The 12,751-nt window shown below is 36.5% G+C and carries 12 protein-coding genes and 1 other RNA gene; 6 read left to right on the forward strand and 7 right to left on the reverse strand.

The features are described from left to right. Positions 1-92: 92 nt before the first annotated feature. From lepB to IGK86_RS09835, 4 genes are all read right to left on the reverse strand, one after another. Positions 93-641 carry a signal peptidase I gene (gene lepB, locus IGK86_RS09820; protein WP_002358039.1) on the reverse strand — a complete coding sequence of 183 codons (549 nt, stop codon included), beginning with the start codon at positions 639-641 and terminating at the stop codon, positions 93-95. Between the two features lie 220 nt (positions 642-861). Next, a complete protein-coding gene (locus IGK86_RS09825) occupies positions 862-1,581 on the reverse strand; it encodes a LutC/YkgG family protein (RefSeq protein ID WP_010713526.1) in 720 nt (239 codons plus the stop codon). Further along, a complete protein-coding gene (locus IGK86_RS09830) occupies positions 1,574-3,046 on the reverse strand; it encodes a LutB/LldF family L-lactate oxidation iron-sulfur protein (RefSeq protein WP_002365496.1) in 1,473 nt (490 codons plus the stop codon). The genes IGK86_RS09825 and IGK86_RS09830 overlap by 8 nt, the downstream gene beginning before the upstream one ends. Positions 3,047-3,058: 12 nt before the next feature. Next, positions 3,059-3,820: a (Fe-S)-binding protein gene (locus IGK86_RS09835; protein ID WP_002365495.1), complete on the reverse strand. Its 762-nt coding sequence runs from the start codon at positions 3,818-3,820 to the stop codon at positions 3,059-3,061. Positions 3,821-4,189: 369 nt separating this feature from the next. Here IGK86_RS09835 and IGK86_RS09840 point away from each other — a divergent pair, with 369 nt between their 5' ends. From IGK86_RS09840 to IGK86_RS09855, 4 genes are all read left to right on the forward strand, one after another. Further along, positions 4,190-4,477, forward strand: a complete 288-nt coding sequence (locus tag IGK86_RS09840) for a hypothetical protein (protein ID WP_002390077.1) — start codon at positions 4,190-4,192, stop codon at positions 4,475-4,477. A gap of 180 nt (positions 4,478-4,657) precedes the next feature. Continuing rightward, positions 4,658-4,843: a hypothetical protein gene (locus tag IGK86_RS09845; RefSeq protein ID WP_002358046.1), complete on the forward strand. Its 186-nt coding sequence runs from the start codon at positions 4,658-4,660 to the stop codon at positions 4,841-4,843. Positions 4,844-5,012: 169 nt separating this feature from the next. Further along, a complete protein-coding gene (locus IGK86_RS09850; RefSeq protein WP_010713527.1) occupies positions 5,013-6,365 on the forward strand; it encodes an amino acid permease in 1,353 nt (450 codons plus the stop codon). A 109-nt stretch (positions 6,366-6,474) separates the two neighbouring features. After that, positions 6,475-6,876: a YxeA family protein gene (locus tag IGK86_RS09855; RefSeq protein WP_002388016.1), complete on the forward strand. Its 402-nt coding sequence runs from the start codon at positions 6,475-6,477 to the stop codon at positions 6,874-6,876. Here the strand turns inward: IGK86_RS09855 and IGK86_RS09860 are convergent. The 3 genes from IGK86_RS09860 to ace all read right to left on the reverse strand — a co-directional run bounded on the left by IGK86_RS09860 (position 6,873) and on the right by ace (position 11,421). Next, a complete protein-coding gene (locus tag IGK86_RS09860) occupies positions 6,873-7,607 on the reverse strand; it encodes a class I SAM-dependent methyltransferase (RefSeq protein ID WP_010713528.1) in 735 nt (244 codons plus the stop codon). The genes IGK86_RS09855 and IGK86_RS09860 overlap by 4 nt on opposite strands. 69 nt (positions 7,608-7,676) lie before the next feature. Beyond that, positions 7,677-9,272 carry an ATP-binding cassette domain-containing protein gene (locus IGK86_RS09865; protein ID WP_016617183.1) on the reverse strand — a complete coding sequence of 532 codons (1,596 nt, stop codon included), beginning with the start codon at positions 9,270-9,272 and terminating at the stop codon, positions 7,677-7,679. Between the two features lie 124 nt (positions 9,273-9,396). After that, positions 9,397-11,421: a collagen-binding MSCRAMM adhesin Ace gene (gene ace / locus IGK86_RS09870; RefSeq protein ID WP_104877116.1), complete on the reverse strand. Its 2,025-nt coding sequence runs from the start codon at positions 11,419-11,421 to the stop codon at positions 9,397-9,399. Between the two features lie 334 nt (positions 11,422-11,755). On the opposite strand from ace, the gene IGK86_RS09875 reads away from it, so the two are divergent. Both IGK86_RS09875 and ssrA read left to right on the forward strand, forming a co-directional pair. Continuing rightward, the gene (locus tag IGK86_RS09875) at positions 11,756-12,061 is read left to right on the forward strand and encodes a DUF898 family protein (protein WP_010713532.1); all 306 of its coding nucleotides are present in this window, start codon (positions 11,756-11,758) and stop codon (positions 12,059-12,061) included. A gap of 138 nt (positions 12,062-12,199) precedes the next feature. Next, positions 12,200-12,566: a transfer-messenger RNA gene (gene ssrA, locus IGK86_RS09880) on the forward strand. The last annotated feature ends 185 nt before the right edge of the window (positions 12,567-12,751 follow it).

Raw genomic sequence — 12,751 nt, forward strand, 5'->3', positions numbered from 1 at the left:
TTTGCACTGCCTTTATTTTACCACAAAAGAAGGACGGAAACATGTGTTTGTTTTTACACATTTCCGTCCTTCTCTTTTACTCATTGTCTCTTTTATTGTTTTGACACTTCTGGTATTGGACCAAACCGTGAGAATGGCCACATAACGAATTTCACTTCACCCAAAATATCTTTTTTATGAATAAAACCAATGACACGACCGTCTTTTGAATTCCGTCGATTATCACCTAAAACAAAGTAGCTATCTGCTGGTACTTTTTCTTTTAATGAAAAATCGCCTGTCAAAGGTTGACCATCTGTTAAGGCTTTTTTAAATTCATCTAAATAGGGTTCGTCAACTTCTTTTCCATTGATGTACAACGTATCATCCTTGTACGCAATTGTATCTCCAGGTAAACCAATCACACGTTTAATATAATTTTTATCTGGTTCATCTGGCGCTGGGAAAGTAATAATATCGAAACGATTAATTTCTGTGTTTTTTAACGTAATTACCCGTTCACCATCTGCTAACGTTGGATCCATTGAATGACCTCTCACTACGACAGGCGTAAATACAAATTGTCTCAGTAAAAACAGACCCAAAGCTAAACAGGCAAAAAAGACGACTGTTTTAATTAATTCTTTTGATTTCAAACTCATTCCTCCAAAAACCTTATTATCTTATGTCTCATATTCTACCACAAAGTAAATCAATCCTATAGTGCTTAACACCCAATTAATTTTTATGTACGCTTTTTTTACAAAATGGTCAGAAAAAAAACGTATTTCTTTCAAATTTGATTCTTACTTTTTTGATCCTGCTCATAAAAAAAACATAATCAATTCTAAAAAGGGCTGAATTGATTATGCTTCTAGCGTTTTAGCGATCCATCACAACCACGTAACAAACTTCTAAAGGACCATGCAACCCGACAACCAGTTGCATTTCAATATCTCCTGAATTAGAAGGCCCTGAAATAAAGTGAATCGCTGAGCCGATTCTTTCGCCTTTTTCTATTTTTTCTGTATAAAAAGCTGCTGGCTGAGTCGAACGTGGAACGAGTTTGCTAAACGGTATAATTGAAATGTAATGCTTCGGTAAAAAGTGTAAAGCTCTGCCTTGCCCCGCATTGGACTCCACCACAATCGTTCCTGATTCAGCTAGTAAAAACTCAGCAAAGGCAATCGCGATATTTGCCTGAGCAGCTGTTTGAATATTCGCTTCTCGTTGCTCACTTCCAGGTTGCCATTGCTTAACAGAAACAGCCTCTAATGACTTAGCTAAATCAGCTAATCCATAGGCTTCAAAACGTGCATCTGTTGGCAATAAAAGATTGCCCCCACCAAACTCAGCAACAATTTGCTGAATCGTCGTCAGTAAATTTTCTTGTGTGGTTTCCACTAAGTTCGTGTGAATCGTTTCCACACGCTCTTTCACAATCGTTAATAGCTCTGCTGGTGTTTTATCTGCCAACTGTTCTTCTGGTAAATGATTAACTGGCTCAAATGGATGGGCCGAAACAGGCTGTTTTTCTACGCCTAATTTTTCTCGTAGATTTTGTAAAAAAGGTTCTCGATTTTGAATCGCTTCGTTAGTCATTTTTTTCACCTTCTTGATGTTTTTTGAACCAACTTCTGAAGTTTTCTGAAGATTTTGGTGGTCTTGGCAAATCACGAACATCGGTCCAACCTTTTACTAACCCTGGTCCTTTATCAAGGTAGCCCCCATGATTGTACATGTTTTCAACAGTAATGTCTTTTTGTTTACTTAAAATGCCCGCTGCAGCATGATCGACTTTCATGGCTGCTTTAAACATTGCTGGTGAACCAGTGGCTTTGCCTACCATACGCATTTGGAAATCTTCAAATCCATGTTTCATTTTCAGATCATCGGTCATCACTTTACGATGTTCAATTAATAATTCGTGCAATGGAATTTTCACAGGACATGTTTCCGTACATGCCCCACAGAGACTAGACGCATAAGGCAATTCCCCAAACTGTTTATATCCACCTAAAATTGGAGAAAGCACAGCACCAATTGGTCCTGGATAAATAGAGCCATAACCGTGTCCTCCAATATGGCGATAGACCGGACAAACATTCAGACAAGACCCACAACGAATACACTGTAAGACTGGCTGAAAGGCTGTTCCTAACGCTTTTGAACGCCCGTTATCCAAAATGACTACGTGAAATTCTTCCGGACCATCGGATTCATCCGCATTTTTTTGCCCAGCAAACGTCACATACGTTGTTAAATTTTGACCAACGGCACTTCTGGCTAAAAGGTTATCTAAAACCTCTGCTTCACGCATCGTTGGTACGATTCTTTCCATTCCCATTAACACGATTTGTGTCTTAGGAATACTGATGGTCAAATCAGCATTTCCTTCATTTGTATTTAAGTTAATTAAGCCGCTATCCGCAATAGCGAAATTACAACCTGTAATGCCAATCTCCGCTTCCAAAAAGAATTTGCGCATCACTTCTCGTGCACAGCGTGCCAAATTTACCGGGTCATTATCTCCTTGATACCCTAATTTTTTCGCAAAAACCTGACGAATCTGTTCGCGATTTTTATGAATACTTGGGAAAACAATATGTGACGGTTCATCCCAGTCATCCATTTGTAAAATGAATTCCGCCAAGTCTGTTTCCATCACGCTGACATCGTCTAATCCCAATAACATTGGATCAATATCGACTTCGGTCGTCACCATTGATTTAGATTTCACAATTTTTTTCGCCTTTTTTTCTAGAACCACTTGTTTCACATATTCATTGGCCTCTTCGGCGGTTTGAGCAAAAAAGACTTTGCCACCTCGTTTGGCGACGTTATCACTGAACTCTTCTAAATAGTCAGGCAGATACTGAATTGTATGTTGGCGAATTTGTTCTCCCAATTCACGCCATTGTGGCCAATTGCCTAAAGCTTCCCGCGCACCTTCTCGTTTCTCCCATTGGGCATCTTGTGCTTTGGCGACAGCCTTTTGCATAAACACATCTTTTTTACTTTCTTCAATTCGTTCACTTAACGGCTTATTGCTCGTTGATAATCCCACAGTTCTTCCCCCTTACCCTACCGATATGATTTGCGGTTGGTCCATGCGTGCTTCATCCACTTCGTGATTAAGGACTTCTGCAATATGCATAATCTTAATCTTTTTCCCATCACGATTAAATTTACCGCCGATATTCATCAGGCAACCCATATCCGCACTAATTAAAATTTCTGCGCCTGTATCAATCACATCGTTCATTTTTTCCGTCACCATTTGTTCAGAAATAGCTGGCATTTTCACTGAAAACGTTCCGCCAAATCCGCAACAATTTTCAAGATGTCCTAAAGGAATCATTTCTAATCCTTTCACATGATCCAACAAAACAAAAGGCGATTCTCGTTCATTTAAAATTCGCGTCATATGACAAGAACGATGATAAGTGGCTTTCCCATGTAACGTTGCGCCAACATCTTTGACCCCTAAGACACGATAAAGAAACTGACTAAACTCGTAAGTTCGCTCAGCTAAACGTTGTGCTTTTGGTCCATAAATAGGATCATCTGCTAAAAATTTGTGGTATTCTTTCATCATGCCGACACAAGACCCCGCAGGTCCCACCACATAATCGGCACCGTCAAAACTATCAATTTGATTCTTAAGCGTTGTCGTGCTCTCTGTCACATAGCCACTATTATACGTTGGCTGACCACAACACGTTTGGCTTGTTGGTAAAACCGTTTCACAGCCATAACGTTCCAAAACCTCTACCATTGCTTGCCCTACATTTGGAAAAAGTAAATCCACCACGCATGTCGAAAATATACTCACTTTCACGCAAAATAACCTCCTCGTTTTCTACGAAAAGGCTCCATGAAATTAATTGGGCGGCTGTCATTAAAAGTCACTTGGCTGTCGTCTCTAACTACTTCACAGTGCCTTTTCAACAAATACGTTATTTGTAACAAAAATCGTTTTTTAAAATGATTCTTATACAATAATTATTTTACCAGTATCTGGTTTTAACAGCAAACGATTCCAGAAATTTTGTGCATTTTCACACAAAAAAGGAGGCTTTTTTATAAAAGTTTCTTTTAACTCCTTTGAAATTCGTTTTTTCTGAAGAAAAGAGTGACGAAATTTTGAAATTTTGGTAAACTAAGAAAAAACGAGAAACGAGGGCCATGCATGTTCATTTCATTTAACATGTTTATTCTATTAATTGTTGCAACGATCCTAATGATTTTTCTGATTATCTATTTGACAGTCACTGGAAATGATAAAAATAATAAAAAGAAACAAAAGAAAGAAACAAAAAGAACTACGCCAACTTTAAACAAAAAAACAACCGTTCCCCCTTCTCAGAAGCCAAACGTTGTGACTGATGTTGCAAAAAAGAGCGAGCCAGAAAAGCAAGCCGTACAACGAACACAGAAACCAACCACTAGAGAGGACGAGACTTCTCAATTTACACGAAGCCAACGTCATAAATGAAAATGGGACATAAGTCGAGATGACTTATGTCCCATTTTCTAATTCTTAAGATAATCAGCTGAACAAAAAATCCGCTAGTTGTTTCACTTTTTCTTTTAATTAATGATAGTTTATTCTTCTTTTCAGGTGTATACTAAATGATTGAAAAGAGACTTTAACTAATTAGGAAGAGGTGATTTTTTGTCTGCAAAGCGGTTTATTCAATTATTCATTTGTTATGCTATTTCAATGATTGTCGCAATACTTTTAACGGACTTATTTAATTTCTCGAGTCCTATAGCTTATTTAGTAGTGGCTAGTATCATCGGCTATGTAGTCATTACTGTTCCATTAACAATTATGACTCTATTAAAAAATAAAAATTAATAAAAAAATTGAGCGATTTTAATCACTTAAATTGCTCGATTTTTTATTTTCATAATATTTTTCACTTATTTTTTCATTTTCATTGACAGAATAGTTGTAATTGTCAGAAAATTGTATATAATAAAGAAAGTTATTTTCATATTATTTTTTTCAATTAAAGGAGAATCCTATGAGTGAAACACAACAAACAACCTTAAAAAAACAATTAAGCTCGCGCCACATTACGATGTTAGCCTTAGGGGGAGCGATTGGCGCAGGTCTTTTTAAAGGAAGTGGCGAAGCAATTGGTATTGCTGGTCCTTCTGTTTTAATCGCCTTTCTAATTGGCGGTGCTGTTCTCTTCATCGTCATGAGTGGTTTAGGAAAACTTGTTTTAGATGGCGGAGACACACATCATGGTTTGTCTGGCTTGGTTCGACCATTTTTAGGTGCACATTCTGCTGATTTTATTGATTGGGTTTATTATTCCATGTGGACAATTAATATTATCGCAGAAGCGGTTGCCGCAGCTTCCTTTTTACAACTTTGGTTTCCTAATATTCCTGCTTGGTTTTTTGTTTTCATTTTAGCTATTTTAACGACGCTCATTAATCTTTACTCGGTTCGTTTATTTGCAGAAACAGAATATTGGTTGGCGTTTGCTAAAATTAGTGTCATCATTTTGTTAATTATTTTTGGTGTTTATCTGGTGGGACAACAAATGCTAGGCAGTGGTGTCTTCCCTACTTTACAAAGTATCACCGATCATGGTGGCTTCGCCCCACATGGCATGAAAGGTATTGTTAATTCTTTATTAGTAGTTATTTATTCTTATGGCGGTTCAGAATTAATCGCGATTACTGTCAGTGAAGCAGATGATCCTAAAAAAGCTATTCCTAAAGCGATTCGTGGTGTGATGGGACGGATTATTTCCTTCTATATCATTCCATTATTCTTACTTTTGATTATTTTCCCTTGGAATACCTTAGCAGGCACAACGGTGAGTCCATTTGTTATGGTTTTTGAAAAAATGAATATTCCTTTTGCTGCTGACATCGTAAATTTTGTGATTATTTTAGCCTTGTTTTCTTCTATTAATTCTGGGGTATACGCCTCTTCTCGCCTTTTATATTTTCGCTTAAAAGATAAAAAAGGACCCATGAGTAAACTTGCGGTTTTAAACAAGCACCAAGTACCTCAACGTTCAGTTTTCTTCTGCGCCAGTGTTTTATATCTGGGCGTTATTCTTTCTTATTTTGTTGGCGATGAATTATTTGGTTACTTAGCCGGTTCTCTCTCTTACACTGTCTTGCTAATTTGGATTTTAATTAGCGCTGCGGCGTTTGTTCTGTCTTTAAAACGAGGGTCTCTCTTTGAAAAAAGTATTAATCTTCTTGCTTTAATCATTTTAGGCCTCATCTTTATTGGCATCTTATTTACAAATTCGTCAGGCGTTACTCTTTTAACAGGCCTATTGTACTTTGTTATTTTCTTTAGTTATCGTAAGAAAAATGATTCCTTTCTACTCTCTGATGAAAGCTAAATAGACCGAAAAAACGAACAGTTTTGTAAGATAACTGTTCGTTTTTTCGATGTTCAAAAGCCGTCTTCTTTTGCTATACTATTTTCGTAAATTGTTAGGAGGAGAAAAAATGAAAAAAATTGGCGCTATTTTATTGATTGGCGTATTGATTGTTGGTGGTTATATAAGCTATCGTTTTTATGCAGATACATATAAGGGTGAAAAAGCCTATGCACAAGTTCCTCTAGAAATTCCTGAAAGAAAACAAGCATTAAACAATCAAAAACAACCAGTCTCTGGTCTATATTCATTAAAATACGCGTTAACTTTTGTTAAAAGTAATGGAAAAACGCAAGTCATGGATTACGAACGGACAGACAAAAATCCTCAACCTTTGGAACCGAATGCTTACATAGAAGCAACCATTAGTAAAAAAAGAATCATCCAATCTCCTGTCAAAATTGATAAAAAAGAGATACCAGAAAAAGCTTTCGCACAATTAAATAACCGAAAAACAACCAGCGATAATTAGTCATCGCTGGTTGTTTTTTTACATGGAATAACAATTAATTCATAAATAATGGTACGCTGATTTTGCTTAATTTCATGAGAACCAAAAATTTCTTGTACGCGTTGTTCTAAAATTGGAACTGACCATTGTTCTTCAAAATAGCTGCGGAAAAAGTCTTTTGAAATAGCTTCTGATGCTTCAAAGAAAAATTTTTTTGTGAAAAAAGGTCGCTGTTCTTTTTTTAGAAATGCTTTGTATTGTGCCATCCAATTTAACTGCGGGTTGCTCTCTTGCTCAAAAGGAGAAAACAACGAATCTTGCTCTTCCACTAGCCGAAATATAAGACACCATTCCTCACTTAATTGGCACAATGCATTAACTTTTTCCGGCGTATCCAAAGCAGGGTTCATCGCTGAAAAAACGACTTGAAATTTTTTCCCAGTCTCAATCAGTCTTTCTTGGCTTTGGTGAAGAAAAGCAACGTTGCTTTGTGCTTTTGCTTCCGCAATCTCCAACATTCTCTGAGAAATATCGGCTAGCGTATACTCCGTGACTTGCTCTTGAAAAAAAGGTAAGTATCGTCCTGTCCCACCTGCGATATCCAGAAATGTCTGACACGGAAAAAGACCTTCTTGGACCAAGAAATCACGTAATTCTCGAGCAATTGGAAATGGCGATTCTTGTTGAATTTCTTCATATTCTTCTGCAAATTCATCCCAAAATTCCGCTAATTCTTGCTCATTATTATTCATCAACAGTTGCCCCTTTCTCTCAATTCTTATAAAAAGTGTAGCAAAAGAAGCGCCAAAGAGCTAACAAGTTCACTCATTTAAATCAATAATTTCATCTACAAATCGCAGGGTTTTAGGTCGATGAGTAACCAAAATAGTCAACTTATTGTGGGTAAATTTTTGTACTTCTTGTAACACTTTTTCTTCGGTCTTTTCGTCCAATGCAGAAGTCGCCTCATCTAAAATAAGAATCTCTGCTTGTGTAAATGCTAAGCGTGTAAAAGCAATCCGTTGTTTCTCGCCACCAGAAAAATTCATTCCTTTTTCACTCACAATAGTGTTTAAACCTTCCGGCAACCGTTCATAAAGTTCCCCCAACTGAAAACGATACATAGCTTCAATTACTTGTTCATCAGAAATTTCTTGATTCAATACAATATTTTCTTTTAACGTTCCTTGAAATATTGGCACATCTTGCGATAAATAAAAAACTTTTTCATAATAATCTTCCAAATTGAATTGTGTTAGAGGAAATTGATTCACATAAACTGTCCCCTCTGTCGGTTTCAATAATCCTAAAATCAATTTAATCAGGGTAGATTTGCCTGTCCCACTTTTTCCAATCAAGCCATAGGTTTTGTTCATTGAAAATTGTCGATTTTGTTGGGACATAATCGTTTGACTATCTACGCTAAAACACACATCTTTTAATGAAATTGTTTGAATTTCAGGTAACGCTTTGCCTGGAACCGCTAAATCAGGATCATCTTCTTTTTTATAAAAATCTTCCAAGCGCTGATAGGCTACTTTATCCAAATTATATTGAACAAATAAAACATTAAATATGGCTATCGGCGTATAAATTCGATCGATATACATCACTATCGCTACAAGTCCACCTAAACTTAGCGTCACGACGTTAGTAAAACTAAGTACGACAATACTTACTTTGATTAGTGCTACTAAAAAGGCAAAAAAGCCAAAGAAAAATTCATGGATCATAGTCATTTTTGTTATATTTTGACTATTTTCCTCTGCCATTAACGCGTAATTTTCAATCTCTTTTTTATATTTTCGATTAATTCTAAAAGTTACTAGTTCTGTCATCCCTCGTATCAAAGTAGCATTCATTGCTTCTTCAGAAATAAGTGTTTTTTCTTTCATTTTTTGTAGCGTTTTCAAAAGTATTTTAGTTAAAATAAATACAATCACATAACCAATTAGAATTGCTGGTAATAATTTTTTATCAATCAATGCTATGAAAAATAAATTAAATAACGTCTCTGGAATTAACTCTCGAAATAAGCGCCCATAAAAATTCAAGTGGATATTTCTCCCAGCTGCTGCACCAACTTCTACTTTTTGTAGTAAAGCTCCCGCTCCCAGTTTTAGATATTCTTCATAGGAAATCTTGCTCATTTTTATTAAACTTAATTTCTTCAAATAGAAATAGATGCCATTAGTTAAGTAAGCTTTCGGTTTCTGTTCACAGTAAGACAATAGCGGAATTAAAATAATTGTTGTTCCATACGCTACTAACAACCCTAGTTGGAAACTTTTTTGATAATGATCTAACAACTGTTGAAAAAAATAAATTGCTAAAGCACTACATAATGAAACAATCACGCCAATCAAAATGTACCAAGTGAAGCTTTTCCGAAAGTGCGACCATATTTTTTTAGTCATTTACTCCCTCCTTTTCGAGCATTATATACCTTACTGTAGCATAGTTTTTGATTGGCGCCTATCAACAATTTATCTCCAGATAATAGAAAAGCCCCCCAGCGAAAGCTGGATGGCTTTTCTATTGTTAATTCTTTCTGATTTGTAGATAACTTACACCTAAAACGGCAAATGTACTTGCCAGTATTCCTGCTATTAACATAAACGGTGTTTTTGTTGTGCCTGTTTTGGGAAGTTCTCGTTGCCCGTTTGCTTCATTTAATTTTTGAATTGGTTCACTAAGCAGTTGGGGAACCAATTGTGGGCTTCCTTCATTTTTCAATGTATTTAATGGAGCGTTTAGTATTTGTGGTTGATTTTTTGATGTAACATTTTTATTTGTCTCCACAGTTGTTTCTGTGGATGGCTGTTTTTTCTCAGTTGTAGTAATTTCTTTTGTTGGTGAGACATGGACTTCTGGTTGACTGCTTTCTGCGGTTTCTGTTGTGCCGTTCTCTTCAGTTGTTACGCTTGGTTTTTCAGGTATGATTGGTGCAATTGTACCTAGTGTTTCACTTTCATCTGGATTTTCTTCTTCTGTTGGCGACACATGGACTTCTGGTTGACTGCTTTCTGCGGTTTCTGTTGTGCCATTCTCTTCAGTTGTTACGCTTGGTTTTTCAGGTATGATTGGTGCAATTGTACCTAACGTTTCACTTTCATCTGGATTTTCTTCTTCTGTTGGCGACACATGAACTTCTGGTTGGCTGCTTTCTGCGGTTTCTGTTGTGCCATTCTCTTCAGTTGTTACGCTTGGTTTTTCAGGTATGATCGGTGCAATTGTACCTAACGTTTCACTTTCATCTGGATTTTCTTCTTCCGTTGGCGACACATGAACTTCTGGTTGGCTGCTTTCTGCCGTTTCCGTTGTGCCATTCTCTTCAGTTGTTACGCTTGGTTTTTCAGGTATGATTGGCTCCATCGTGCCTAGTGTTTCACCTTCATCTGGATTTTCCTCTTCTGTTGGCGAGACATGAACTTCTGGTTGGCTGCTTTCTACGGTTTCTGTTGTGTCTGTCTTTTCACTTGTTTCTGTTGCCTGTTCTGAAGTAGGTGTCTTTGGTTCCCATTCTTCTATTGTCTCTAAAGGAATGTCTAGACTTTCTTCTGTTGGCATTTCCACATTTTGATTGCCGCTTGCCTCGCCTTCTACAAAAACATTTTTAACCTGTGATGTATTTTTTTCATTCATTGGGTCTTGATTGTTTAGTTGATAATTGATGTCATAACTATTTTCAAATGTTGCTTGATGTTGGCCTGCTTCTGTGATTGTCGAAGTGTAACGGACGATAAAGGAAGTAAAGCGTGCTTTATCCCGATAAAAACGTAAATTAAAGTCATTATCTGTCACGAAGTCAATTTTGCCATAACCTTGTTGCTCAAACTCGGCAAGTGAAATATATTTAGTTTCTTTGTCATTCACAATATCAAATGTAAAACTCTCTTTATTTAATTGTTGACCACTTCCTTGTCGATCCGCAATTGAAATATCTTCTGTGACATCGGATTTACTGAGGTTCACATTTAAAAACCAACGTACTTGATTTGACTCTCCAGCCAAATCGCCTACTTTATAAAAAAACGGATAGTCTCGCTCAATTTGGCCAGTCTCTGTGTTAGTCACTCCTTCAATCGTCAAACGTTGAGTCGCCGTTGCTGTTCCGAAATCCGTTTCTATCACATTCGGTTGCGAACTATTGGTGATAAGCGTTTTAATCCCGAAAGAAAAATGCCCATTCACATTATGTAAAGATTCAACTTTTTCATTAAATGTTGCTACAACATGATCTTTATAGATAAAAACTTCCCCTAAACCATTTAAATTGATTTTTCGTGGTGAGCCATCGTTCTCGGTCATTCCAACTAGTTCGTCTGGTAAAGTTAAAGTAATAGTATCTCCAGGTTTTATTTTCTGATTTTCTTTGTCACTAAAAGATACTTTAATGGAGGTCATCTCCCCTTGATATAAAGTAGTGTGATCTAATTCTACTTTGTCAACGATTGAACTTTTGCTCAATTCGGCGCCAAACGAAATTGGACCAATCAATAACGCCCCCGCAATTGGTAGAATCATTACCAACAGTAACACTAAAAATTTTACACTTTTTGTCATAAAAAATTATTCACCCTTCTTTTCTCTTATTTTTTCCACTTAGTGGTCTTTTTCAGAAGTTGACAATAGCAAAAAGATATGTCTCGCACAATATTAATGCTCATTTAAGTAGCCTTTTTTTTAAATTTCTAATTCACTTCCTAAGGAAAACGTTTTATTATGGTAGTTACATTAGATAACGTTTGTTACAAAATATCTAATGCTGCCAAGTTTGAGTTGCATAAATAACATATTTCACATCAATAATGAATAAAAATACTTATTTCATCCTCATTTTGTTTCCCAGGCCATTTATTCTTGTTATAATAAAGTTTATGAGATAAGGAGGAAAAGAATGAAAAATTCATATTTTGACGGTGGTTTAGCCACGTATATCGGGACTTCAATTTTAGCAACCTTGATTACTGTCTTTACATTAGGCATTTGCACACCTTGGGGAATTTGTATGATGTACAACTGGAAAATCAAGCATACCGTTATTGATGGTAAACGCCTTTATTTTGACGGTACAGCTATGCAATTATTCGGTCATTGGATTAAATGGCTTTTATTAACTATAATTACTTTAGGAATTTATGGTTTTTGGTTGAATATCCGTTTGCAACAATGGATTACAAAACATACCCACACGCTTTCATAAAAAGAGGAAGGATGAACTGAGTTCCGGTCCATCCTTCCTCTTTTTATGAATATCTAACAGAGTGTTATCCTACTCTTTGAAAAAACAAGGAATTTATGCTATACTTTGATAAGTATCAAGGGATACTTATGTTATTTCGGGGGCGTTACGGATTCGACAGGCATAGTTGAGCTTGAATTGCGTTTCGTAGGTTACGGCTACGTTAAAACGTTACAGTTAAATATAACTGCTAAAAACGAAAACAATTCTTTCGCTTTAGCTGCCTAAAAACCAGCTAGCGAAGATCCTCCCGGCATCGCCCATGTGCTCGGGTCAGGGTCCTAATCGAAGTGGGATACGCTAAATTTTTCCGTCTGTAACATTTAGAAGAGCTTACCAGACTAGCAATACAGAATGCCTGTCACTCGGCACGCTGTAAAGCGAACCTTTAAATGAGTGTCTATGAACGTAGAGATTTAAGTGGCAATATGTTTGGACGCGGGTTCGACTCCCGCCGTCTCCATTTTTAGAAAAGTAGAGAAAAACAAAAGAGAGCTAAAACCTTATAAAATAAAGGTTTTAGCTCTTTTTATTTCTATAAGAAAAGGATACAAAAGAAGAGAAATGCAAAATATTTTGCACTCATTCTCTGAAAAACTTGCGACTTAACAACTCTTACGGTTGGAGTAATCCAATGATACACTTCAAATT

The sequence above is a fragment of the Enterococcus sp. DIV1206 genome, assembly GCF_051712485.1.
Taxonomy (GTDB): domain Bacteria; phylum Bacillota; class Bacilli; order Lactobacillales; family Enterococcaceae; genus Enterococcus; species Enterococcus faecalis.

Excerpts from the sequence above, each read along its gene's own strand:
- lepB (WP_002358039.1), bottom strand. The coding sequence starts at position 641 with ATGAGTTTGAAATCAAAAGAATTAATTAAAACAGTCGTCTTTTTTGCC.
- IGK86_RS09850 (WP_010713527.1), top strand. The coding sequence starts at position 5,013 with ATGAGTGAAACACAACAAACAACCTTAAAAAAACAATTAAGCTCGCGC.
- IGK86_RS09875 (WP_010713532.1), top strand. The coding sequence starts at position 11,756 with ATGAAAAATTCATATTTTGACGGTGGTTTAGCCACGTATATCGGGACT.
- IGK86_RS09840 (WP_002390077.1), top strand. The coding sequence starts at position 4,190 with ATGTTTATTCTATTAATTGTTGCAACGATCCTAATGATTTTTCTGATT.
- ace (WP_104877116.1), bottom strand. The coding sequence starts at position 11,421 with ATGACAAAAAGTGTAAAATTTTTAGTGTTACTGTTGGTAATGATTCTA.
- IGK86_RS09855 (WP_002388016.1), top strand. The coding sequence starts at position 6,475 with ATGAAAAAAATTGGCGCTATTTTATTGATTGGCGTATTGATTGTTGGT.
- IGK86_RS09865 (WP_016617183.1), bottom strand. The coding sequence starts at position 9,272 with ATGACTAAAAAAATATGGTCGCACTTTCGGAAAAGCTTCACTTGGTAC.
- IGK86_RS09825 (WP_010713526.1), bottom strand. The coding sequence starts at position 1,581 with ATGACTAACGAAGCGATTCAAAATCGAGAACCTTTTTTACAAAATCTA.
- IGK86_RS09860 (WP_010713528.1), bottom strand. The coding sequence starts at position 7,607 with ATGAATAATAATGAGCAAGAATTAGCGGAATTTTGGGATGAATTTGCA.